General features: G+C 60.5%; 21 protein-coding genes and 1 tRNA gene. 13 read left to right on the forward strand and 9 right to left on the reverse strand.

Annotated elements, in window-relative coordinates; all coding sequences use genetic code 11:
* The first annotated feature begins 21 nt into the window (after window positions 1–21).
* The 8 genes from QZ383_RS13950 to clpB all read left to right on the forward strand — a co-directional run bounded on the left by QZ383_RS13950 (window position 22) and on the right by clpB (window position 9,573).
* On the forward strand, window positions 22–1,698 hold the full coding sequence (locus tag QZ383_RS13950; RefSeq protein ID WP_291446326.1) for a hypothetical protein: 1,677 nt from the start codon (window positions 22–24) through the stop codon (window positions 1,696–1,698).
* Complete coding sequence (locus QZ383_RS13955; RefSeq protein WP_291446328.1) at window positions 1,698–2,081, forward strand: tail fiber assembly protein; 384 nt, start codon at window positions 1,698–1,700, stop codon at window positions 2,079–2,081. Before QZ383_RS13950 ends, QZ383_RS13955 begins: the two co-directional genes overlap by 1 nt.
* Entirely contained in the window at window positions 2,072–4,114 is a 2,043-nt protein-coding gene (locus QZ383_RS13960; RefSeq protein WP_291446330.1) for a hypothetical protein, read from the forward strand. Before QZ383_RS13955 ends, QZ383_RS13960 begins: the two co-directional genes overlap by 10 nt.
* Before the next feature lie 17 nt (window positions 4,115–4,131).
* Window positions 4,132–4,668 carry a GNAT family N-acetyltransferase gene (locus QZ383_RS13965; protein WP_291446332.1) on the forward strand — a complete coding sequence of 179 codons (537 nt, stop codon included), beginning with the start codon at window positions 4,132–4,134 and terminating at the stop codon, window positions 4,666–4,668.
* The gene (locus QZ383_RS13970) at window positions 4,668–5,243 is read left to right on the forward strand and encodes a hypothetical protein (protein ID WP_291446334.1); all 576 of its coding nucleotides are present in this window, start codon (window positions 4,668–4,670) and stop codon (window positions 5,241–5,243) included. The genes QZ383_RS13965 and QZ383_RS13970 overlap by 1 nt, the downstream gene beginning before the upstream one ends.
* A gap of 220 nt (window positions 5,244–5,463) precedes the next feature.
* The gene (locus QZ383_RS13975) at window positions 5,464–6,456 is read left to right on the forward strand and encodes a J domain-containing protein (RefSeq protein ID WP_291446336.1); all 993 of its coding nucleotides are present in this window, start codon (window positions 5,464–5,466) and stop codon (window positions 6,454–6,456) included.
* A 114-nt stretch (window positions 6,457–6,570) separates the two neighbouring features.
* Window positions 6,571–6,888: a chaperone modulator CbpM gene (locus QZ383_RS13980; protein WP_192113666.1), complete on the forward strand. Its 318-nt coding sequence runs from the start codon at window positions 6,571–6,573 to the stop codon at window positions 6,886–6,888.
* A gap of 81 nt (window positions 6,889–6,969) precedes the next feature.
* Window positions 6,970–9,573 carry an ATP-dependent chaperone ClpB gene (gene clpB, locus QZ383_RS13985; RefSeq protein WP_291446338.1) on the forward strand — a complete coding sequence of 868 codons (2,604 nt, stop codon included), beginning with the start codon at window positions 6,970–6,972 and terminating at the stop codon, window positions 9,571–9,573.
* 176 nt (window positions 9,574–9,749) lie between these two features.
* Here the strand turns inward: clpB and QZ383_RS13990 are convergent, their stop codons facing one another.
* The 6 genes from QZ383_RS13990 to queF all read right to left on the reverse strand — a co-directional run bounded on the left by QZ383_RS13990 (window position 9,750) and on the right by queF (window position 17,358).
* A complete protein-coding gene (locus QZ383_RS13990) occupies window positions 9,750–10,817 on the reverse strand; it encodes a hypothetical protein (protein WP_291446340.1) in 1,068 nt (355 codons plus the stop codon).
* Window positions 10,818–11,165: 348 nt separating this feature from the next.
* Entirely contained in the window at window positions 11,166–12,290 is a 1,125-nt protein-coding gene (locus QZ383_RS13995; RefSeq protein WP_291446342.1) for a glycerol dehydrogenase, read from the reverse strand.
* Between the two features lie 57 nt (window positions 12,291–12,347).
* Window positions 12,348–13,733, reverse strand: coding sequence for a signal recognition particle-docking protein FtsY (gene ftsY, locus QZ383_RS14000; protein WP_291446344.1), 1,386 nt, complete (start codon window positions 13,731–13,733; stop codon window positions 12,348–12,350).
* 9 nt (window positions 13,734–13,742) lie between these two features.
* The gene (locus QZ383_RS14005) at window positions 13,743–14,888 is read right to left on the reverse strand and encodes a hypothetical protein (protein ID WP_291446346.1); all 1,146 of its coding nucleotides are present in this window, start codon (window positions 14,886–14,888) and stop codon (window positions 13,743–13,745) included.
* A gap of 34 nt (window positions 14,889–14,922) precedes the next feature.
* Entirely contained in the window at window positions 14,923–16,686 is a 1,764-nt protein-coding gene (locus QZ383_RS14010) for a lipid II flippase MurJ (RefSeq protein WP_291446348.1), read from the reverse strand.
* Window positions 16,687–16,854: 168 nt separating this feature from the next.
* Window positions 16,855–17,358 (reverse strand): preQ(1) synthase, encoded by a 504-nt coding sequence (gene queF / locus QZ383_RS14015; protein ID WP_192113672.1) that lies wholly within the window; start codon window positions 17,356–17,358, stop codon window positions 16,855–16,857.
* A gap of 213 nt (window positions 17,359–17,571) precedes the next feature.
* On the opposite strand from queF, the gene QZ383_RS14020 reads away from it, so the two are divergent.
* From QZ383_RS14020 to QZ383_RS14035, 4 genes are all read left to right on the forward strand, one after another.
* Window positions 17,572–18,405: a MogA/MoaB family molybdenum cofactor biosynthesis protein gene (locus QZ383_RS14020; RefSeq protein ID WP_291446351.1), complete on the forward strand. Its 834-nt coding sequence runs from the start codon at window positions 17,572–17,574 to the stop codon at window positions 18,403–18,405.
* Window positions 18,406–18,414: 9 nt separating this feature from the next.
* A complete protein-coding gene (locus QZ383_RS14025) occupies window positions 18,415–19,308 on the forward strand; it encodes a UbiA-like polyprenyltransferase (RefSeq protein ID WP_291446353.1) in 894 nt (297 codons plus the stop codon).
* A gap of 10 nt (window positions 19,309–19,318) precedes the next feature.
* Window positions 19,319–19,912: a ribosome biogenesis factor YjgA gene (yjgA, locus tag QZ383_RS14030; RefSeq protein WP_291446354.1), complete on the forward strand. Its 594-nt coding sequence runs from the start codon at window positions 19,319–19,321 to the stop codon at window positions 19,910–19,912.
* Window positions 19,913–20,023: 111 nt separating this feature from the next.
* Window positions 20,024–20,099 (forward strand) — tRNA-Thr (locus QZ383_RS14035).
* Window positions 20,100–20,220: 121 nt separating this feature from the next.
* On the opposite strand, the gene QZ383_RS14040 is transcribed toward QZ383_RS14035, so the two are convergent.
* Window positions 20,221–20,712 carry a hypothetical protein gene (locus QZ383_RS14040; protein WP_291446355.1) on the reverse strand — a complete coding sequence of 164 codons (492 nt, stop codon included), beginning with the start codon at window positions 20,710–20,712 and terminating at the stop codon, window positions 20,221–20,223.
* A gap of 154 nt (window positions 20,713–20,866) precedes the next feature.
* On the opposite strand from QZ383_RS14040, the gene QZ383_RS14045 reads away from it, so the two are divergent.
* Window positions 20,867–21,610 carry a potassium channel family protein gene (locus tag QZ383_RS14045; protein ID WP_291446357.1) on the forward strand — a complete coding sequence of 248 codons (744 nt, stop codon included), beginning with the start codon at window positions 20,867–20,869 and terminating at the stop codon, window positions 21,608–21,610.
* 94 nt (window positions 21,611–21,704) lie between these two features.
* Here QZ383_RS14045 and QZ383_RS14050 read toward each other — a convergent pair whose 3' ends face one another.
* Window positions 21,705–22,865, reverse strand: a complete 1,161-nt coding sequence (locus QZ383_RS14050) for an ABC transporter permease (RefSeq protein WP_291446359.1) — start codon at window positions 22,863–22,865, stop codon at window positions 21,705–21,707.
* Window positions 22,865–23,992, reverse strand: a complete 1,128-nt coding sequence (locus tag QZ383_RS14055; RefSeq protein WP_291446361.1) for an ABC transporter permease — start codon at window positions 23,990–23,992, stop codon at window positions 22,865–22,867. Before QZ383_RS14055 ends, QZ383_RS14050 begins: the two co-directional genes overlap by 1 nt.
* Window positions 23,993–24,004 lie beyond the last annotated feature (12 nt).

The raw sequence follows: 24,004 nt of genomic DNA on the forward strand, positions 1-24,004 counted from the left end.
AAAACCAGCAAGGAGCGAGGCATGACCCTGCCCTACAGCCCCAGCCGCGCCGTGTATGAAGGAAATGGCGCAGCAACGGCCTTTCCCTTTGCCTTCAAGGTCTGGAGCACAGACCAGCTTAACATCAGCATCACATCACCCAAGGGAGAGACCTCTCCTGCTCAGGGCTGGACAGCCAGCATCGGCGAAAGCGGCGGCACCGTGACCTATCTGCACAATGGAGCGCCCCTGCCCGCAGGCTGGCGGCTTGCCATAGTACGCAACATGCCCTTTGCGCAGGGCATAGACCTCATATCTGCCTCACGCTTTGATCCGCAGGTCATAGAAGACGGGCTGGATCAGGCCACTGCGGAACTTCAGCAACTGAACGAAAAACTCGCGCGCGCCGTCATTATGCCTGCCACCAGCGATAAATCGCCGGAAGAAGTGGTTGCATCCATCTATGCCAGCCGTGACGCAGCAGCCCAAAATGCCACCGCCGCCGAGCATTCTGCCGCTGCCGCAGTGGCGAGCGCAGCCACAGCCGCTCAAACGGTGGCCGAAGCGGCAGAAGCAAGCGTGAGCGCCGCCACTGCACAGGCTGATATTGCAGCGGCAAGCGCCTATACTGCCCAAACTGCCGCATATGCGGCGCAACAGGCCGTGCCGGACAACTTGCTCAGCCGCATGGCAGATGCGGAAGCAAAAAACACCCGGCAGGATGCGCGGATGGATGCTGCGGAGCAAGGTATCACCGCCATCAGCACTACCCTGATCGGTAGCGTTATGAGTGTGATGGCGGCAGAGGGCTACGTGCCCAACGGCACTGTTCCCGCTGACGGCGCGGAATACACGCGGGAGCAGTTCAGGGAGTTTTACGACACGTATCTTGCTGGCGGCAAACTGCTCACCTGCACATACGCCGCCTTCGCCGCCCAGGTGGCATTGACGGGCAACTGCGCCAAATTCGCAGTGGACACCACAGCCCAAAAGTTCAAGGTGCCGCTGCTGAAAAACGGCGATTCCATCACGCATGCCGCCAGTTCCACAGAGCTGGGTAAGAGCGTCAAAGCCGGGTTGCCTAACGCAACGGGTACCTTGGGTTATATCTTTGGGCGTGATTCCGGCACGAACTATAGTGTTCATTCTGGAATTTTTGCGCAGGTAAGCGAAACTACCAGATTTGCAGGTGGGGGTGGGGAGGCCTCTGTAGTGTCCGTGGACTTGTCACGAAGTAGTGCTATCTACGGCAACTCCACCACAGTCACCGATGAACAGGTACGCCTGCGGCATTTTGTGGTTCTGGCATCTGCGCAGAACCGTGCCAGCGTGTTCGACTGGTCAAATTACATGGCAGGTCTGGCGGGCAAGGCCAACCTGGATATGGATAACCTGACGCCAGCAGGCTCCGCCAAGGTGGCGGACTACGCCATGCCCAGCCAAAGGGTGGTGGCGGTGGCCGTTCCCGCTTCTGGGGGGTACACAGTACCAGCACCATCCGCAGGTTGGTTCAAGCTTGCTGGTGTATCCACAGCCGCAGGACAGTACATACGCTTGTCCACAGCTAACTATGTGGTAGATATCCTCGACTGGTCTTCTGGGCCGGGGCAATCACTGGGGATAATGGTACCAGTACGCAAGGGGGACGTAGTGTGGGCCAGTTATAGCTCACTAAGCGCAATGTATATGCACTTTGTTATTACAGAAGGAGGCAACTGATGCCTTGCCATATACTGTGCAATACCGCTGGCGATATTGAGATGTGGGACGCGCAGCCATTCCCCGGCAGTACCCGGGTGGATTATGAGGTGGTGCGCGGCTGGGACGGCAGGCCGTATAAGGCCGGGGAAGAACCGCCACGGCCTGCGAAAGCAATCTTTGAAGCCTTGCGTGCCTCCCGTGATATGCGGCTTGCCGCTACGGACAAGTATCTGTTGGCCGACTACCCCATCAACGAGGATGATCTGGCACAGATCAAGGCATACCGGGCCGCCCTGCGCGCCCTGCCCGAACAGCCCGACGCGCCGTGGGATGGTGGCGGAGAAGCTACCCCCTGGCCCGATGCTCCTGGGATTTTGCAGACGGGCCAGTCATGCGCATAGCCCTGCAAAACTTTACCGGCGGCGAAATATCGCCCACGCTCTCGGCCCGGTATGACCTTTCCCGTTACCGCAACTGCGTTGCCTGCATGGAAAACATGCTCCCCGGCCTGCACGGCGATGTGGCCCGGCGGCCCGGCACCCGCTTTCTGGCTGAGCTTGGGGCGTATTCCGTGTTGCTCCCATTCACCTTCAGCGCGCATCCGAGCCAGAATTTCCTTCTGGTTTTTGGCGAAAAAACCCTGCGCGTTGCTACAGTTGCCGGATTCACCACGGCACCTGCCATGGCGACCCCCTATGCGGCGGAAGACCTGCTTTCTGTCTGCCACGCGCAGGTTGGCGATGTGGTCTATCTGGCCCACCAGAAATATCCGCTGCACAAAATAGTGCGACGCGACGCGGCGGATGGAAACTATACCTGGAGCCTGGAACAGGTGAAGCTGAACACATCCCTGCCCGCCCCCGCCGCACCCACGCTGGCCTTTACTGGCAGCAGCGGTTCCTACACCCTGCGCTACAAGGTGGCGGCGGTGGATGCCAACGGCAGGCAGTCCCTAGCTTCTCCTGCCGGGGAGTGCACCGGAGCGCGGCACCCCTCCGACTGGGTGGTGGGCAACAGCACAACCATAAGCTGGCCTGCCATTCAGGACGCTGCGGAATACAACGTTTACCGCGAGGAAGCGGGCTACTTCGGCTTTATTGGCGTAGCCTCCGGCACCAGCTTCAGCGACCAGAACTACAAGGCCGACACCACTGACACGCCTCGCGAAGACTGGAATCCATTTGCGGACAACAACAATCCCGGCGTGGTGGCCTTTCACCAGCAGCGTATGGTGCTTGCCGCCACCCCCGGCACGCCGCAGGCGTTTTACATGTCGCGCACGGGCGATTTTGAATCCTTCCGCAAGTCGCGCCCCTTGCAGGATGACGACCCGGTGGAATACCTCATCGCCTCCGGTTCCATAGACTCCGTAACCTGGGTTGCCAGCTTCGGTGATCTTCTGGTGGGCACCTCCGGCAGCGAATACAAGGCCAGCGGCGGCGATGGATCAGCCATCACGCCCCAGAAGGTCAGTATCACTGCCCAATCATACTGGGGCAGCGCGGGGCTTGCGCCCATCATCATCGGCAACTCAGTGCTGCATGTGCAGCGCCACGGCTCGCGAGTGCGCGATCTTTTCTATTCGCTGGAAAAAGACGGCTATTCTGGCAACGACTTATCCATTCTTGCGCCGCACCTGTTTGAGGGGCACACCATCAAACAGTGGGCCTATCAGCAGACCCCCGGCTCAACCATCTGGTGCGTGCGCGATGATGGCCTGCTGCTGGCTTTTACCTACATGAAGGAGCACGACATCTGGGGTTGGTCGCGCCATGTGACAGACGGCGAGGTTATTTCTGCCGCAACAGTGGCGGATCAGGACGGCGACGCGCTGGCCCTTGTGGTGCGCCGCACCATTGCAGGCCGGACGCGCTATTTTCTCGAGCGGCTGGCCCCGCTCTGGAGCGACAGCCAGCCCATTGCCGAAGCCTATTTTGTGGATTGCGGCCTTGCCATCCGCACTGATACGCCAGCTTCAACCGTGGAAGGTCTGGACCATCTGGAAGGCTGCGCGCTTTCCGTACTGGCGGACGGCAGCCCTGTGGAGGGCTGCGTGGTGCGTAATGGCCGCATAGAGCTGCCCTACGCGGCCTCGGTAGTGCAGGCGGGCTTGCCGTATGCATCCGTGCTCTCCCCCCTGCCGGTGGAGGGCGACTTCAATTCCGGCACGACCCTGGCGCAAGGGCGGGCTTACGGTTCCTGCTCGCTGCGCCTGTATCGCAGCGTGGGAGGGCAATACGGCCCCAGCCGCAACGAACTGTACGACCTGCCCTTCATGCCGGAGCACTGGGGCGAGGCCGTGCAGCCCTTTTCTGGCGATATCACGTGCGCTCCCAGCGGCGGTTGGGACAACCAAACGAGCATCTGGCTGGTGCAGCGGCGTCCCCTGCCCTTTCGCCTTCTTGCGCTCACGCTGGACATAACCTTTGCCTGACACGGCAGGAGCAATCCATGCTGACCATAGCAACAGAAACATTTTCGCAACTATCCGCAGAAGCGGAACAACTCGCTGCCGCCCACTGGGATGAGGTGGAAGCCTCCCTGCACGGCGCACAGCATTACCGCCTTGACCATGAGCGCTATGCCAGTCTTGAACGGCTGGGCATGCTGCACATCAGCGCCGCACGCGGTTTGCCCGAGGCCGACCAAGGCGCGCCCTCCGATACTTCCAGCGCTCCACTGGCGGGCTACGCCGCCTTTACCCTGGTGGCCTGCCCACATTGCCCGCAAACCATGCTGGCGGCTCTGGACGGGCTGTATCTTGCCCCTGAGGCACGTGGCGGCCTGTTTGCCCTGCGCCTGCTGCGCCACGCGGAGTCGGCCCTTGCCGCGCGCGGCGTGAGCCTTGTGCAGTACAGTTCGCCGGTATCCCGCCCCTGCCATGCGCTCTACCGCCGCCTTGGGGCGCAGCCCACGGAGACCATCTGGCACAAACCCCTGCCGACAGCGCCAGCCAAGGCCGCAGGAACTATCGAGGAGGACAGCTAATGGCCATAGCAACCAGCACCGCCGCCATGATCAGCGCCGCCGTGGCCCTCGCCGGGGCAGCAGCCGGAACCGTGAGCGCCGTGCAGCAGGCAGAAACCCGCCGCCAGCAGACGGAATACCAGTCCGACCTTGCGGCCCGCAACGCCCAGCAGGCGGAACTGAGCGCACAGGCGGCAGACGAGGCCGCCCGGCAGGAACGCCGCGCAGGCTACGAAGCGGCGCAGGCCAAACGGCAGGAGGCGGCCCGCATCATCGGCGCGCAACGCGCTCAGGCCGGGGCATCAGGAGCGCAGACCGATGCAGGCTCCACGCTGGATAAAACCCTCGACACCGCAGAAAGAGGCGAACTGGACGCCCTCTCTGCCGAGCAGCAGGGACAAAGCAGAGCACACGCCCAAGACATGCAGGCCTGGAGCCTGCGCAACCAGGCGGCGGAATCTGCATCCAAGGCCGACTTTGCTGGCTCGCGCGCCGAAACGGACTATCTGGGGCTGAGCAGCACCCTGCTCAACGGAGCCTCCCGCGTGGGCCGCAACTTTTACACTATCGGTTCACGCGGCCCGCTGCTGCCGTAGGGCACCTATCACTGCCATGCCTATAAGCTCCTGCCGTCCCCTTTCGGGCGGCAGGGGACTTTTGTTGTTATTTATGGAAAGCCCCGCGTAATGCCAGACAAAAACACGGCATTTGCCTATTGACGATGCGCGGCCCGATATTACTTTTTATGGGCAGGCGTTGCGAACAGGTGTATTCTGGACGCACGTCAAGGAAACGACCCGACGGGGAGCACGCATCATGGCAGTATCGTACAAGGATTATTACAAACTTCTGGGAGTAGAACGCGCAGCGAAAGCCGAGGAGGTCTCCAAGGCTTACAAAAAGCTGGCCCGCAAATACCACCCTGACCTCAATCCCGGCGACAAGCAGGCAGAGGAGAAGTTTAAGGAAATCAACGAAGCCTATGAAGTGCTCAAAGACCCGGAAAAGCGCAAACTGTACGACCAGCTTGGCCCCAACTGGCAGCACGGCCAGCAGTTTCAGGGCGAACCGGGCTTTGAGAATGTGCATTTCACGTTCAACGGCAAAAATTTTGACGGTTCGGGCTTTTCAGACTTTTTTGAAACCCTGTTTGGCGGCGGTGGCCAGTATGGTGGCGGCGCTCAGTTTGGCGGCCCCTTTGGCGGCCAGATGGGCGGACAAGGTGGCGGGCGCGGGGCCAATTTCGGCCCTGATCCCTTTGGCGGATTTTCGTCCCGTCAGCGGCGTGGTCGCGATGTGGAAGCGGAGCTGGCCCTGAGCCTTGAAGAAGTGCTGCGCGGCGGCCCGCGCTCCGTGTCCATCAACATGCCCGCAGGTTCAAAGACCCTTGAGGTCAATGTGCCCGCCGGCATCCGCGAGGGGGCAAAACTGCGCCTCGCCGGGCAGGGCGACCCTGCGCCGGGCGGCACGCCGGGCGACCTCTTTTTGCGGGTGCGCTATCTGCCCCACCATGTTTTCAAGGTGGACGGAGACAACCTGCAATGCGATCTGACCCTGGCCCCGTGGGAAGCAGCCCTGGGCGCGCGGGTTGAAGTGCCTACCCTTGAAGGCAGCGTAGAAATGCAGATTCCCGCAGGCTCCAGCTCCGGGCGCAAGTTCCGCCTGCGCGGCAAGGGCCTGGGCGCTGGCGACAAGCGGGGCGACCTGCTGGCAAAGATCATGATTCGGGTTCCCGCCCAGATCACGGACGAAGAACGCGATCTGTGGAACAAGCTGGCCGAGACATCAACATTCAAGGCCCGCGCGTAGGGAACAATCAGGCAGCCGCCAGCGGACACCCCCGGGGCTGCGCAGGGTTTGCATGCATATTCCAGCGGCGCCGCCGCAGGCGGCAACCGATACGGTTACTGGTGGAGGACACAAATGAGCATGACCCCGAAAAAACCTTCACTGCCCGTGCCTTCAACGGTCATGGTCTGGCAGGAATTCATTGAAGCCACAGGCATTGCGCCGGAGCGGCTTCAGGAACTGATGGGCCTTGGCTGGATTGAAGCCCGCACCAGCGCGGCGCAGGATTTCCTTTTTCGCGATGTAGACATCTACCGTGTACGCAAGCTTGAGCGCATCTGTTGCGACTTTGAGCTGCCCGTGCTCGGCGGCACTATTATTGTGGATCTTCTGGAGCGCATAGATTCTCTGGAACGCAGGGTGCAACGCCTGCAGCATTTTGAAGACGAATAGCCGGTTTGAGAGCATGCAGCCTCCCGGCCAGAAATAACAAAATTTTGCCCGCCGCAGCGCGGGCGCGTGTGGAGGAAGCTTATGGACATCAACAAATTTACGGATAAAGCCCGCGAGGCTGTGGGTCAGGCCCAGAGCATTGCCGCGGGCATGGGCCATCAGGAGACGGATGCCGAGCATCTGGCCCTGGCCCTCGTGCAGCAGGAAAACGGCATTGTGCCCCGCATTCTGGAACAGATGGGCGTGCAGCCCAAGGCCCTCAGCGTTGCCATCGAGGGCGCGTTGCGCAAGCGGCCTTCTGTTTCCGGCGGCGGCATGGACCCCAACAAGATCATGATTACCCAACGGCTGGCAAAAATTCTGGGCGATGCGCAGAACGAAGCCAACCGCATGAAGGACGAATACGTAAGCGTTGACCATCTGTTTGCCGCGCTTACCGATGTTGCGCCCTCCTCGCCCCTTGGCGAAGTTTTCAAGGAATACAAGATCGCCCGCGCCCGTTTTGTGGCAGCCATGGAAGAGCTGCGCGGCGGCGCGCGCGTGACCAGCGCCACCCCAGAAGACACATTTGAAGCGCTGACCAAGTATGCCCGCGATCTTGTGGAGGCAGCCCGTCAGGGCAAGATGGACCCGGTCATTGGCCGCGATTCCGAAATCCGCCGCGTTATCCGCATTCTCTCGCGCCGCACCAAAAACAACCCGGTGCTCATAGGCGAGGCGGGCGTTGGCAAAACCGCCATCGTGGAAGGTCTGGCCTTCCGCATCGTCAAGGGAGACGTGCCGGAGGGCCTCAAGGGCCGCAAGCTCTTTGCTCTTGATATGGGCGCGCTCATTGCAGGCGCAAAATACCGTGGCGAGTTCGAGGAACGCCTCAAGGCCGTGCTCAACGAGGTGGAAAAGAGCGAGGGGCAGATCATTCTGTTCATCGACGAACTGCACACCATCGTGGGCGCGGGCAAGACCGAAGGTGCCATGGACGCGGGCAATCTGCTCAAGCCCATGCTGGCCCGCGGCGAGCTGCACTGCATCGGCGCAACCACGGTGGACGAGTACCGCAAATATATTGAAAAAGACCCGGCTCTGGAACGCCGCTTCCAGCCCGTCATGGTTGAAGAACCCACGGTGGAGGACGCCATCTCCATCCTGCGCGGGTTGAAGGAACGCTTCGAGGTGCACCACGGCGTGCGCATCAGCGACTCGGCAATTGTTGAAGCGGTGGTGCTTTCGCACCGCTATATCACCGACCGCCAGTTGCCGGACAAGGCCATTGACCTCATTGACGAGGCCGCAGCCATGATCCGCACAGAGATCGACTCGTTGCCCGCTGATCTGGACGAAGTGAACCGTAAGGTCATGCAGCTCGAAATCGAGCGCGAAGCCCTGCGCCGCGAAACAGATGCCGCCTCGCGCGAGCGCCTTGAAAAGCTTGAGAACGAACTGGCTGACCTGCGCGCCCAGCAGGCCAACATGCGCAAACAGTGGGAGAGCGAAAAAGGCTCCATCGACCATGTGCGCGAAATCAAAGAGCAGATCGAGCAGACCAAGCTTGCCATTGAGCAGGCCGAGCGCGCCTACGACCTCAACAAGGCCGCCGAGCTCAAGTACTCCAAACTGCTTGAGCTGGAAAAGAAGCTGGCCTCCGCTTCCGGCGCTGGTTCGGAACACGAAGGCCCGCGTCTGCTCAAGGAAGAAGTGCGCCCCGACGATGTGGCCGAAATTGTGGGCAAGTGGACGGGCATTCCGGTAACGCGCCTGCTTGAATCCGAACGCGAAAAACTTCTGCGCCTGGGCGACCAGCTGCACGAGCGCGTGGTGGGTCAGGACGAGGCCGTTACAGCAGTGGCCGATGCCGTGCTGCGCGCCCGCGCGGGGCTTTCCGACCCGGCGCGGCCCACAGGCTCGTTCATCTTCCTTGGCCCCACGGGTGTAGGCAAGACCGAGCTTTCCAAGGCTTTGGCCGAGGCGCTCTTTGATACGGAAGACAACATGGTGCGGCTCGACATGAGCGAATACATGGAGAAGCACTCCGTGTCGCGGCTCATCGGCGCGCCTCCAGGATACGTGGGCTATGACGAAGGCGGTCAGCTTACCGAGGCAGTGCGCCGCAAGCCCTACTCCGTCATCCTGTTTGACGAGATTGAAAAGGCGCACCCCGACGTGTTCAACACCCTGCTGCAACTGCTGGACGATGGACGCCTTACGGATAGCCAGGGACGCACGGTGGACTTTCGCAACTGCATAGTCATCATGACCTCCAACATCGGCTCCATGCACCTGCTGGACGGCATCTCCGCCGACGGCTCGCTGAAGGAAGGCGCGAGGGAAAGGGTCATGGAGGATTTGCGGGCGCACTTCCGCCCCGAATTCCTCAACCGCGTGGACGAAACCGTGGTCTTTCTGCCCCTGCGGCGCGACCAGATTGCCCGCATTGTGGATCTTCAGGTCAACCGGCTGCGCAAGCGGCTTGAAGACCGCAAGATCAGGCTTGAGCTTACGGATGCGGCCCGCAAGTTTATTGGCGATGCAGGTTACGACCCTGTGTACGGCGCGCGGCCCCTCAAGCGCTACGTGCAGCAGGCTGTGGAAACCCCGCTTGCCAAGGAGCTGGTGGGCGGCAAAATCCGCGATGGTCAGTGCGTCACTGTGAACGCCACAGACGACAAGCTGACCTTCCGGGCCGAGTAAGCGCATACGGATCACAGCTTAGCAGGCAAAATCATGAGGCCCACACGAACCATTTCGTGTGGGCCTCACTTTTTGGGGGGTAGGGATGCGGGACAGGTTGCGCGGAATATCTGGCGGAATATCCCGCTGAATGTCAGATCACTGCGTCAGGCGGCGGGACCGCCAGCGCGTTCGGGCTACTGAATTTCTTCGGGCTTGACCACAAGCCAGTTTTTATCGGCGGTGACTGGCTGGCCCAGTTCCTTCTGGCGGGCAGCGGCCTTGGTCCACATGTCTTCCATCTTCTTCATGGCGCTGTCTTTGCGGTTGATCCACACGCGCGCGCCGCCCTTTTCCACATCCACGCCGTTCAGCAGCATGTAGCCGTCAGAAATGGGCGTGTCGCCGCCCACGATGATGGGCTTTTTCCACTGGTCGATGTAGCCGAGGATAGTGCCCATCTTGCCTTCGTACCAGGTCATGGGATTCATGAGGTGGGTGGTGAGCAGCATGTCGAGGTTCTTTTTCTGGTCGTACTGGCCCTTTTCGATCTGGAGGCGCGAGGTGGTCAGGGCGCCGCTGGCGGGATCCTTGAGCAGCATGGTGACGCCAATGACGTTTTCAGGCTTTACGTTGTAGCCGTACTTGGGGTCGCTGGCCACCATGCGCACCAGTTCTTCACTGGCGGCTGTCATAACATACACGTTGATGCCGTTTTCCATCAGCTTGGCGTACAGTTCCTGCATGCCGGTAAAGGGCTTGGGCGGGTTGATGCTGGCTTCTTTCACGGTGTCGCCGCTGTAATACTTGGCCTTGAGGGGTTTTTTGTATTCCATGAGGCCGTCCACATGGCCCTTGAGTTCCTTAAGCGTAACGCCAGCAAAAACCTGCGCAACCCAGGGGTAGCAGATGAGGTCTTCGGTCTCGCACAGGCGGTAGTAGTAGCTGACCAGACCTTCCTTGAAGTCCTTGGTATCCTTGAAGGGAATGAGACGCAGTTCCTGGGGCAGCTTTTCGCGTGAGAGCGCGCCCTTCATTTCCATGTAGGCCAGCAGGGATTCTTCCAGATCATAGCGGTAGCTCGTGTTGTCCATGTCAAAAACGGCAAAGTTGCCCTGATTGGCATTTTTTTCAATCACCTTGTCGAGCTGTTCTTTCACAGGGGCGGGCCAGTGCTTCAGCTCTGTAGCGGCGTTGGCCGACTGGCTGAGCGTGAATGCAATGACAAAGCAACTGACAAACAATGCAAGGCAAATTTTTTTCATCACACGACTCCAAGCGTTAAACGTAAACAATCCCCACAAAATACATATCGGCCCACAAACCCTTTCAGATGTATTCTCAGCACCAGATAGATGCTCAAATGATTATTTCAGGCCAGCGTAACCTTCCAGTACAGGGGAAAGTCAATGGGGGTTTTCATATCTTGTTAAGCAGTGAAGGAACCCCCACTCGCAAACCGCAAAACGGCAAAATGCGCCCCAACCGGGAATAACAGGAGATCAGACTTCTCAGTGTTGCCCTGCAAATACGCAGAAAGGGGATTCCCGTGCAGGAATCCCCTTTCTATTGCTGACAATTTCAGCCCTGACGGCTTGCGCCGCAGGATGCTTTTAGCTTCTGAATGCGTTGCCCAGAGCGTCTGCCGCCATAATGGCCGCAGCGACGCTCTCTTCCGTGATGGGAAAGGGCATGGCGTGGATGGATTCTTCGGGCAGGCAGGCCTTGCGGGCCACCTTGCGCAGGGCTTCCGGGCTGATATCCGTAATACCGATATCGCTCAGGCACACAGGCAGGCCCACTGAGGTGCAGAAGCCCAACACTTCGTCCAGTTCTTCCGTGGGAGCGTTTTCCAGCACCAGTTGCACCAGCGTGCCAAAGGCGACCTTTTCGCCGTGCAGATAGGTGTGGGTTTCTTCCAGCGCGGTCAGGCCATCGTGGACGGCATGGGCTGCCGCCAGACCGCCGCTCTCAAAGCCCAGGCCGGAAAGCAGGGAATTGGCCTCAATGATGTTTTCCAGCGCTGGCGTCGCCATCTTGGCCTGACAGGCCAGCACGGCCTTGTAGCCGTCATCCAGCAGGGTGCGGTAGCAGGTGGCTGCAAGGGCTTGCGCTGCAAGGGTGCCTCTGGCCGGAGGGCAGTCGCCCGTGCGTGCGCCGCAGGGCAGGCCCGCGTTGACGGGAGCGCATGAACGCACGTTGGCCCGCGCCTCAAAATAGGTGGAAAGGGCATCGCCCATACCCGACACCAGATAGCGCACCGGCGAGGCGGCAATGATGGAAACGTCCATCAGCACTACATCGGGATTGCGGGGAAAGTAGGCGTAGTCTTCCATTTCGCCGTCTGGCGTGTAGATCACCGCAGAGTGGCTCGTGGGTGCATCCGTAGCCGCTGTGGTGGGCACCACAATGACCCCCTGCCCCGCCGCCACGCAGCGCGCCGTATCCAGCGCCTTGCCGCCGCCAAGCCCCACGGTGCAGTTGCAGGAATGCTGGCGCGCCAGCTCGCCAAGGCGGGCGATTTCAACGCGCGAACATTCGCCCTGAAATTCTGTTTCCACAAAGGTCACGCCAAACTTGGCCGCTGTGGCGTCCAGCGTCTGGCGCACCCTGTTCACGCTGCTTTCCGTGGCCACCAGCAGGGCTTTTGTGCCGTACTGCCGCACAAAATACCCAAGGTTGAGCAGTTCGTTCTCGCCCTGCACATACTTGGACGGACAGATAAACGCTCTTCTCATGGCATGCTCCGCTTCCGGCAATTGCGCCGGCATTGCAGGTTTGAATCCTGACCGGGCCTACGCGTCTTCCTTCACGCCCAGCAGGGCGCGGGCATAATCCTCGCCGCTGAAGGGACGCAGGTCTTCCATTTTTTCGCCAAGGCCCACATAGGTGATGGGCAGGTGATGCTGCATGGCAACGGCTATGGCTACGCCGCCCTTGGCCGTGCCGTCGAGCTTGGTGATGATGAGTTCATCAATGCCCGCAGCTTCCTTGAACAGTTTGGTTTGCGAAAGGGCGTTCTGCCCGGTGGTGGCGTCAATCACCAGAATGGTGCGATGCGGCGCGCCCGCATGCTTTTTGCCCAGAACCTGACGGATCTTGCTCAGTTCTTCCATCAGATTGACCTTGGTCTGCAAGCGGCCAGCCGTGTCCACATAGAGCACGTCCACGCCTTCCTGAAGCGCGCGATCCATAGCCTCGTAAGCCACGGCGGCAGGGTCGGAACCGGCGGTGCGCGCATGAAACAGCGCGCCCACGCGCCCAGCCCAAACCTGCAACTGCTCGATGGCGGCAGCGCGGAAGGTGTCGGCGGCGGCAATCATGACCTTTTTGCCCTGCATGCGGTCGCGGTGGGCCAGCTTGGCAATGGTGGTGGTTTTGCCCACGCCGTTGACGCCGATCATCAGCACAACTTCGGGCTGGTTAACGGCTGCAATACGGCGCGGCGCGCGAAAGATTTCTTCCACTTCAGCCATGAGCAACTGGCGTACCTTGCTGGATTCCGTAACCTTTTCCTTGCGGGCGCGCTCTTTCAGACGTTCCACCAGTTCAATGGACGGTTCGTAGCCAAGATCGGCCATGATAAAAAGCTCTTCCAGCTCTTCCCAGAAGGCGTCGTCCAGTTCGCCATGCCCGGCAAAGAGAGCATCCAGCCCCTTGGAAAACTGTTCGCGGGTGCGCGAAAGGCCCTGGCTGATCTTGAGAAACAGGCGGTTGCGCTCGTCCTCTTCGTCTTCCATATCAAGGGCGAGAGCCAGACGGTACTGCAATTCAGAGCGGAATTCCTCCACCTGCCGATAATCCATGCGGGTAAGCCATTCCTGAAAATCGCGCACAAAGTTCTGCGCTTCGGCCTCCGGGGCATCAAGGGCGCGCAGCAAGAAGAACAGACGCTGCCACAGCAGGTCGCCCGCTTCATCCACACCCTCAAGCACAATGCCAAGCCATACGGAAAGCCGTGGCTCGGCCTCGCGCAGCCGCAGAGTAAGAGCCTCATCAGCGGCAGATGCCGCAAAAGGCTGGGCAGTGGCTTCTGACGCTGGTCTCGCGGCAGGTTCTGCAAGGGATTCAGGTGCGGCTGCACCAGCTTCTGCGCCAATTTCTGCGGGCGCTTCCTGCGCCGCATTGGCCGCATCTTCCGCGCCGCCGAACATTTTTTTTATGGCAGAGAAAAAACCCATATGATCTCCTTATCTTCCGCCCTCTTGCACCGAGGGCTTGCTTTCCTTGCGGGCCGTTTGCCCTTCCAGCGCGCCCAGCACTTCGCGCAGCGCCAGCACGCATTCTTCCACGGCCTGAGCCGCAGAAGCGGCGTTCGAATCATTCACGGCCCATTGCATTGCATGCGCGGCAGAGGCCAGCCGCTCCGCGCCCACGCAGGGCGCTGCCTTTTCAAGAATCCGCCCCAGGCGGCAGAGGTTGTCCGCGTCTTCCAGCGAGTAGAGGCGCAGCAGCAGATCAGGGGCAGGGGCAAACGTTCTGCCGAACATGCCAGCCGTAACGCGCCAGGCTTCCGGGCGGCGCAGCAAAAAGGCCCGCCCAAGCTCGGCGCTCACAACAGCCCCGGCTGCGATATCTGCGCTCAGGGGCGCGGCGCTCCCGCCCTGCGCCTCTGCGGTTGGCTGCGGTGAGGCCTCATGACTGCGCGCGGCGCTGTCTCCTGCCGAACCAGATTCAAAAATATCTGCAAGGCCGGGTTCCATTGATGCTGCAGGAGCCGAATCAGCAACAGATTCAGTGCCGGATGCCGCAGTGCCGCGGGGTGCGGTACGCTCCAGTAGCAAGGCTCTCAGCCGGGCCAGATCGCCCCAGTGCCAAAGCAGGGCCAGCAAAACCAGGGTTGAAAAAAGGGCGGAAAGGCAAAACCGCGCCACTTCCCGGCGGGCCTTCTGGGCCAAATCCTCGTCAGTAATGCGGGGTGAGAGGTACACTTCCACCGACCCCACGGGGCGGCCTTCCATCTTGAGCGGATTCATGCCCTGCACGCTGTTTTCCGCAATTTCATCGTCCCAGGGGATGGGTTCCCACTGGTAGTTGCGCCGCTGCCCTTCCAGCATGCCACGCGGCGTCTGCACCTTGATGGCGTAAATGGATTCATCGGTCATGGCCGCCATAACGATTGTGCGGGCGGTCAGTTCGTCCAGCTCCCAGGCTGGCAGGGAAAGCAGGGCCGCCAGTTGCGCTGCGGTACGTCCGGCCTCGCTGCCAAGGCGGTTTTCCGCCTCCTGCCTGTCCTCGTTGACGTTCCAGACGCCAAGCAGCAGGAACAGCAGCAGTGCCGCCACCCAAACAGTCAGGGCAAGCCTGCGGCGCAGAACGTGTGAGATATTGGGCATATGCTTTGCCGCGAGAAACACGCTCCCGCGCTCCTTACTGTTGGTGTGGCCTGCCATGCAGACGGTGCGCCAGTGCGCGGGCAGCCGCAAGGGCATCAGCATCGCGCAGAACAAACAGACAAACAGCCCAGGCCGTTGCGCCGCCAATGATGGCAAGGGCAAGCCCCAGCCATATGCCGCGCCCGTGCAGCAGTTCCAGCAATTGCCATGCGGCAAGGGCCGTGGCCGCAGCAGCGGCACATTGGCGCAGTACAGCACCCGCCGAAGGCAGACATGCGCTGGCGGATGCCGCGCCAGCGGAACTTTTTTTCAGCGCCCTGCCCAGAATAGACAGCAAAAAGCCGCATTGCAGCCACAAGCCAAAGCTTACGGCCAGTGCCGGAGCCATGACACCAAGACTGCCCGAAAGACTATGGACCAGTGCGGCCCCGACCGCAAGCGTAGCAACCACAGCCCATACAGCGCTGACCGCTGTGCGTCGCACCTCGCCCAGCGCATTACAGGCCGCCAGCAGGGAGCGGTTGACGGCAAAGGCGGGCAGGCCCGGCAAATAAGCCCACAGGGCGAGACCTGTCTCGTAAGCCGCATTGTCGCCAAAAGCTCCGTGGCGCAGCAGGCCTTCCACCAGACGCGGCCCCACGGCCCACAATCCTGTGGCGGCTGGCAGGCTCAACAGCAGGGTCAAACGCAGGGCTGTGCGCAGCTGATCCGAAAAAAGCGAAAATTCTCTGGCAGCGGCAAGGCGGCTCAAAGTGGGCAGGCTTGCCATGCCAAGGCACACGCCCACCAGCCCAAGGGGCAGTTCAAGCAGCCGTTCGGCATAGTAGAGGGCAGCCACCTGCCCCCGGCCCATACTGGATGCCAGGGACATGGCAGCCAGCATGGCAAGCTGCGGGGCGGATGCCCCAAGCAGGCCCGCAGGCAGACGGCCAAGGCAGTTCCAGGCGAGGGATGCCGCGCGCCTTTGCAGCGAGGATTCATCCGCGCCCGCGCTGCCCTGCGCTGCATCCGGCCTATCGCCAGGCCCGGCATTATGCAGCGGCAACAAACGCCGCACGGCCAGCCACTGCGCCAGCCATTGCGCAATACCGCCGCAAAGCATGCCCACAGCCAAAGCCGGAGCCGCAGGCAGCAGGCCCAGAGCAGCCGCCCCTGCAAAACACAGAATGACAATATTGAACAGGGCAGGAGAAACAGCGGGCAGCCAGAACACGCCAAGGCTGTGCAAAAGGGCCATGCCCAGAGCCGCCATGCCCGCCGCCAGGGTATAGGGCAGACAGATGCGCAGCAGGTATATGGCCTCCTGCCGTTCCGGCCCATAAAAACCGGGAGCCAGAATATCAGTCAGCCAGGGGGTGCCCACCAGCCCAAGCACTGTGAGCAGGGTCAGCACAAGGCCAAGCCTCACGGCCAGCGCGCGGGCCAGCAGGCGCATGCTGCGGCTGCGCTCCCCCTCCACGGCATGACCGGGTGATGCGCCCATACGCTCCAGATGCACAAGGCTTGCCGTCAGGGTCATGGAAAGCGAGCCTTCGCCCAGCATGCGGCGCAGCACATGGGGCAGCCGCATGGCAGCCACCAGCGCATCGGCGGCAGCGCCGCCGCCCACAAGCCAGGCCATGCTCATATCGCGCAAAAGGCCGAGCACACGCGAAACAAGGGCAAAGCCGCCCAAAAGAGCCGCCGTGCGTGCAATGCCGCCAGAATACCCGGGGCCGTGCTCGGCAGGGCCAGCAGCGCAAGACGAGGGGGATTCACCACCTTTGCCGTGCGCGCAGCCGCTTTCAGAAGCGCTCATTATTCCTCGTTTCAGCCTTGCAAAAAATCAGGGCAGCGCACCGCTGGGCAGTTCTGGGGGCGCTTGTCAAAACACGTGAAAGCAAGCTGCCTGCAACAAACATTTCCGCTCCCGGCGGCACTGGGCTTTTAACAGCCCTTGGTGCCGCCGGGAGCAAACGAGTCGCAACTACGGGCGGTGCGGATCGGGTTCGGACTTCCACGCGGCCACGGCTTCGCGCACAAGGCGATTCTGCTCTTCGGGCATGGTATCCTTGAAAGTTTCGGCAAACACGTGGATACGCGTGCCGCCGCGTGGCGCAAACAGGCCCTTGACCCGGCACCAGCAGGGATTGAGCAGAGTGCGCAGGTCTTCCAGCACATTGTTGGTGATGGTTTCCATAAACGACTGGTGATTGCGAAAGGCGAACATATAGAGCTTGAAGCTCTTGGATTCCACGCACAGCTCATCGGGAATGTACTCCACCGTGATGGTGCCGCAGTCGGGCTGGCCGGTCACGGGGCAGAGCGAGGTAAATTCGGGAAAGCTGATGCTGATCACATACGGGCGCTGGGGAAAGCAGTTGGGAAAGGCCTCCAGCAGGGCTACGCTGGGGCCGCCCTCCGGGGACTGAAGGCGGCCTGTGCCTAGAACCTTCAGGTCCTGGGTCTGATCCTGGCTGCGGGTACTCATGGGGATACTCCTTAAAATACACGGAAATGACGCTACTAGGCAGCGTTGGGGGGCCGCCTGAGCGGCGGACGCGGCATGCGCAGGCGAAAGGCCTCACTGGCTGCGCAAACGCAGGCGCGTATCGGACTTGTAACCCATTGCGCTTGCGGCTACAATAATCTATTGCCCACTCCAATCCGATACCATCCATCGGCCAGTTCCCCGGAGCAACGTATGAACATCCTGCTGCACGTACACGCCTGCAAGCGGGGCCAATGTCTGCCCCTGCTGCCTGTTGCCGCCACGGATACCGATTTTTGCCGCAGTCACGGCCTCATGACGCCCGAGCCGTGGGCAATGCCCCACCTGCGGGTGGGCACATGCTTTTGCGGGGCCTGTGGCACAGCCCTGCTCAAGGTTACGGGGCGCGCCTGGATGCCCTTGCCGCCAAACGTGGCAAACCCGGGCGGCAACGGAGAGGAACCGTGGCAGGCAAGCCACGCGGTGCAATGCCTGTTTTTGACTGCCCTGACGGATCTGCCCGAAGGCCCGCTGGAAGTAACCGCCAGAAAAACCGGGTACAGCCTTGCCTGGGTAACCCTTTCGGACAAAGGCGCACGCGGCCAGCGGCTGGATTTGAGCGGCCCCGCCATTGCCGAAATGGTCGGCTCCGCCATGCCGCTGAGCCACAGCCAGGGATTTTTGCTACCGGATGAAGCCGTGCGACTGCGCGCCCTGCTGACGGAGCTTGCCCTGAGCCAGGGTTTTGACCTTATATGCACCACCGGCGGCACCGGGCTTTCGGCGCGAGATATTACGCCGCAAACCACTGCCGCCCTGCTCGACACGCCCTTGCCGGGCTTTACTCAGGCCATGCTGGCCGCCAGCCTTGCCAAAACGCCCCACGCGGTTATTTCGCGCGCGGCTGCGGGCGCGCTGGGGCAAAGCATCATCATCAACCTGCCGGGCAGCCGCAAGGCCGTTGTGGAAAACCTTGCCGCCGTACTGCCCGCCCTGCCCCACGCCCTTGCCAAATTGCAAGGCGACCCCGCCGACTGCGGCGGTTAAGGAGAACACATGGGCTTTTTTCCGCATTCCGGCATGAGGCTTTCCACGCCTTTTGGCCAGTTTGGCGACATTTGCCGGATGATCAAGATTGAGCATTCCATTTTTGCGCTGCCCTACGCCTGGGCAGGAGCGGTACTGGCAGCACGCGGCTTGCCCTCTGCGCGCAGCCTGATTTTTCTGACCATCGGCATGATCGCGGCGCGCTCATTCGCCATGGCCTTCAACCGGCTGGCCGATCTGCCCTTTGACCGCGACAACCCGCGCACACAGGGCCGCCCCCTGGTCACGGGCGTTATCAGCAAGGGGCAGACATGGGCCTTCTGCGCGCTCATGGCAGTTATCTTTATTGCCTCCTGCGCGGCGCTGAATACCGTCTGCCTGTGGCTTTCCGTGCCTGCGTTGCTGTTTGCGGCCATCTACAGCATGCTCAAGCGCTTTACGGCCCTGTGCCACTTCTGGCTGGGCGCGACCCTGGGTCTTGCCCCGCTTGCTGGCTGGCTCTCGGTCAATCCCGCAAGCCTTGGCCTTGCGCCCGTGCTGCTGTTCTGGGCTGTCACATTCTGGGTAGCGGCGTTTGACATCTATTATGCGTTTCAGGACATGGATTTTGACGTGGCCTTTGAGCTGCATTCCGTGCCTGCTTCTTTTGGGCCGGATACAGCCCTGACGCTGGCCGCGTTCTCGCATGCCATGACGTCCATCTTCTTGTTGCTGGCGGGTTTTGCCGCCGGGCTTTCCTGGCCCTGGTACGTGGTGTGGTTCGGCATCAGCATCATGCTGCTTGTGGAGCACAGGCTCATGAAGCCGCAGGATCTGCGCCATGTGAACACAGCCTTTTTTACCATCAACGGCATCATTTCGCCGGTCGTGCTGGCTGGCGTGTTGCTGGGCATCTATATCTGACGGAGAGGCAATGCCGCGCAAAAAACAGTACCAATGGAAATCCAGCGATGAGGCAGAAGGCTTTGACTTGCCGCCCAGCCGCTCTGAAAAAAAACGCCAGAGCCTTGCCCTGCAAAACATGGGCGAAGAACTGACGCGCCTTGGCCCGCAGGAAGTCAAAAACCTTGACCTGCCCGCAGACCTCAGGGAAGCGCTGCAACTATACGCCCGCATAGGCGACCACGAAGGCCGCCGCCGCCAGATGCAGTTTATTGGCCGCGTCATGCGCGAGATCGACCCCGCGCCCATCCGCGCCATGCTGGATGCCCGACGCGAGGTTTCAGCGGCAGCCACCGCAGCCCTTCATCAGGCAGAGCAGTGGCGCGACCGCCTGCTGACAGCTGACCAGGACGAACTTGCGGGCCTGGTGGAAACCCTGCTGACCGCAAGGGCACTGCCGGAACAGAACGCAGAAGAAGCGCAGACATCGGGCAAGGGCGCTCTGCCAGGTCAGGATGAACTCCTGACCATGACCCTCGCCGCCCGCAAGGAAGCTGCGGAGAACACCTCCCCGCAGGCCCGGCGCGCGCTTTTTCGCGCCATCCACGGCATGCTGAAAGCGTAATCCCGGCGATTTTTATCTCCCAACCCTGTGCTTTTTCATAAAAATAAAAAAAATGCGCAGGAATGCTTGACGATCACCTACGGTTAGGATAGAAGCTTTCTTCGTTGCTACGCCCTTGTAGCTCAGTCGGTAGAGTGCATCCTTGGTAAGGATGAGGTCAGCAGTTCAATCCTGCTCAAGGGCTCCACAAAGAATCAAAGGACTTACGGAGAAATCCGAAAGTCCTTTTTTTGTATCCCCGCCTGACTGGAATTTCAGATAAAAAAAAGCCGCCCATACGGACGGCCCAAAATCATAAAAATTGCACATCAGGGAAGCTGCGGCGGTTGCGGCATCAAGGCCCGGTAGGGGCCGCGCATGCTGTACACAAAGTTTGCCATGCGCGCATCACCGCTGACCACAAGCATGAGCAAAAGTTTGGATTGCGCATCCTCACGCACAATGCCGTAGCCCTTCACGCCCTTTTGCTCAAAGGTAAATTCCCACTGGCCATTGCTGCGAAGTACAGGCGTCGAGCCCTGCAAGCGTTTGGCATTGCCCTTGGCGGCCTGCTCGGCCTCGCCCGCATTGGCAGGCCCCACAATAATGAGCGCAGAACTTTTGTGATCCTTCTGCCCCATCACAACCTGTACGGCTTCCTGCACCTTGGTAGGGCCGTTCACCACCACCCAGTCTGCGGGCAGATCAAGGCTGTAATATTTTGTGGTCAGGGGCGCGGCCTGCGCCTGCGCTGCAAGCAGAACCATCAGCACAAGCAGGGGCAAGCCCCGCATAACAAGCCGGATAAATTTCTGGGGCATGGCAATCTCCATTACATTCCAAGGATGCCGGAGTGTACGGCTCTCCTTCCCGCCTGTCCACACGCCATGCTGCGGATACATGGGCGGGTATAAGGGCGCGCACCCTCTTGCCGGGGAAGATTCATACCTGTAGTATGCGCGCAATGAGGATAGTATGCTGAAACTACGAGCACTACGCGCCCGGCTTTATGAAAATCGTTTTGAACTGCTCATGCTCTCGCTGTGGTGCGTGTTCATCCTGAACATCATATTTCCAGAAAATATCTACAGGGGCACCGCGCAGGCAATATATCTGCCCATCCAGTTGCTCGCGGCTCTTGTACTTTTTGAATTCAAACCCCGCATTCTGCGGCTAGTCCTGATTTTCGGCGCGCTACTGCTCGTGGGCCGGGCCATGGATCTATTTTTTATCAGGACTATGAAAGAGGAAATGCTGCTGCTCTATCTGTGTTTTTTCGGCAGCATCATGTTTGAAGTATTCCGGCAGATAGCCCACGCTCAGATGTTTACGACCAAGATTGTTTACGCTGCGGTGTGCGGCCTGCTGCTCATTGGCTATTGCGGGTATTTTCTGTTTCTGGCCATCGAGTTCCATCAACCGGGTTCTTTCATAGGTCTGGGGCCGGGCGATCAAGCGGTCAACGATCTGTTCTACTTCAGCTACGTGACCATCCTCACCATCGGCTACGGCGACATCACGCCAAAGACATGGATCGCCAAAAACGCCACGGTGCTGGTGGGCTTTACAGGCTACCTCTATTCCATTGTCGTTATTGCGCTTATTGTGGGCAGGGCCCACCGCATGCCGCGCAGCGCCGTTGCCCCCACAAAAAAACCAGCCCCGCTGCCTGCGCGCTCTCCGCAATCATCTTCCGCCAAGAAACCGCCGGAAGCCTGACCCACATCCTGATTCTGCACCGCTTCACTCCAGCAGTCAGCAGCACACGGCCTGCCTGATTCGTACCCCTATGAGGGGCGCGCAAAACGTCCGCTCAGGCCTTGCGTTTGAACATCCACACGGCAACGCTCACAGCCACCGCGCTGATGCAGGCAATCTTGCCTAGGCTCACCGCTGCCGCAGCCACGGTAATATCCTTGAGAAAAACACCCTGCACAATGGTGGTGAAATGCCGCATGGGGTTCAACTGGCTGGCGTATTGCAAAAACGGCGGCATGTTGATGACGGGCGTAACCGCGCCGGAAATAAGGATGCACGGCACCCCTACGGTAAAAGCCCCCAGAAAGGCTTGCTGCTGCGTGGCCGATAACGACGATACCATCAGCCCCACCCCGCCCGAAGCCATGGCAAAAACCAGCATGGCCATGTAGAGCAACACCAGCGAACCGCTAAACGGCACCCCGAAACCGAATACGGAGATGAGCAGAAAAATGGTGCCGTGCACCAGCCCCACCAGACAACCCGGCACCAGCTTGGCAAGGGCGATCTCCGTAGGCGTGGCCGGGGAAACCAGCAACTGGTCAAAGGTGCCCACCTCGCGCTCCCGCGCTACGGAAAGGCCCGTCACCACCAGCCCCAGCATAAAGCCCAGCATGCCTATAAGGTTGGGCAAAAAGAACCACTGAAATTCCAGATTGGGGTTGAACCAGCAGCGCACGCGCACATCCAGCTTGGGTGCGCCGCCTGCCGCGCTGGTTGCTGCGCCGAGCGCCAATTGCCCCCGTGGCGTGGATTCCCCAATGCCGCGCACAATGGTTTCAAGATAGTAGGAGGCAATCTGCGCCGCATTGGAGCGCCTGCCGTCGAGTATCACCTGCATCTGCGCTGGCGTACCCGCATCGATCCTGCGGGAAAATTCATCATCAAACACCATGACAAACAGGGCATTTTGCCGCTCGATGGTCGGGCGGATATCCGCCTCGCCATTCAGAAATGTCACGCTGCGGAAGGTGTGCGACCCCTGTAGCCTGCGCACGATCTCGCGGCTCCAGTTGCCGCTGTCCTGATTAAGCACGGCCACGTCCACATTGCGCACTTCCATGGTGGCCGCCCAGCCAAATACCACAATCTGCATGAGCGGTGGCACGATAATAAGCATGCGCGAAACCTTGTTGCACAGCAGCACCAGCAGCTCTTTGCGCACAATGGTCGCCATGCGCCGCAGGTTCAGACGGGGCAGCGTTATTCTTGCCATCACGCGTCCAGCCTTTTGACAAGGTTGCGGTACACCAGCCCCAGCAATACCGAGGCCAGCAGCCCCATGAACAGAAGGCTGGGGCCAAACACGCCCCACACATCCCCGGTCAGAAAGATGGTACGCAAACAGGTATTGAAGTAGCTGGCGGGCAAAAGCCGCGTCAGCGCCTGAAGCACGGGCGGCATGCTGTTGATGTCAAATACGAAGCCCGAGAGCAGCAATGCGGGCAAAAAGCCGGAGAACAATCCCGCTTCAGCAGCCACCAGTTGCCCGCGCAGGGTTACGGAAATCAGCAGCCCCTGCCCCAGCGCGCTCAGCATGAATACGGACGACAATAACACAAGCACCCACAGGGAGCCGCGAAAGGGCACGGCAAAGAGCGTCACCGCCGCCACCGCGCACAGGGCCATGCTGAACATGCCCATGCAGAAATATGGAATCAGCTTGCCCAGCAGCAATTGCATGCGGCTCACGGGCGTGGCGAACATGGCCTCCATGGTGCCGCGCTCCCACTCGCGGGCAAATACCAGAGAGGTCAGCAAGGTGCCTATCAGGGTCATAATTACCGTGATGGCCCCCGGCACAAGAAACTGCACGCTCTTGGCGGCAGGATTGTACCAGAAGCGCGGCTGAATATTGATGGGCAGCGCTGCTGCAACGCCATCTGGCAAGGCCGTGCGCTGCCAGGACATAATCAGCCCCTGGCTGTAGTTCTGGATATACTGTGCGGTATTGGGTTCTGAGCCGTCCACAAGCACCTGCACGGCCCCGGCGCTGCCCCGCTCAAGCTGCTCGTCAAAATCCTGCTGGATCACCAGAATGCCCTGCACCACAGAATCGCGCATCATACGCCCTGCATCGGTCATGGTGCCCACAGGCCGCGTGGCAAACCACGGGGAGTGGGCAAAATCCGCCGCAAGGCTCAGCGAATGCCGCCCGCCGCTCTGATTCAGCACGCCCAGCCGCAGCACGCCCGCATCCAGCGTGATGCCGTAGCCAAAGAGCAGCAGAAAAATGAACGGCAATACCCCGGCCACCAGATAGGACGAAGGATCGCGCACGATCTGCTGAAATTCCTTGCCCACGAGGGCAAATAGCTGTCGTAACCAGATGTTGCGTAGCATAGAGCCTGATTT

The organism is Desulfovibrio sp. (genome assembly GCF_019422935.1).
GTDB lineage: Bacteria > Desulfobacterota > Desulfovibrionia > Desulfovibrionales > Desulfovibrionaceae > Desulfovibrio.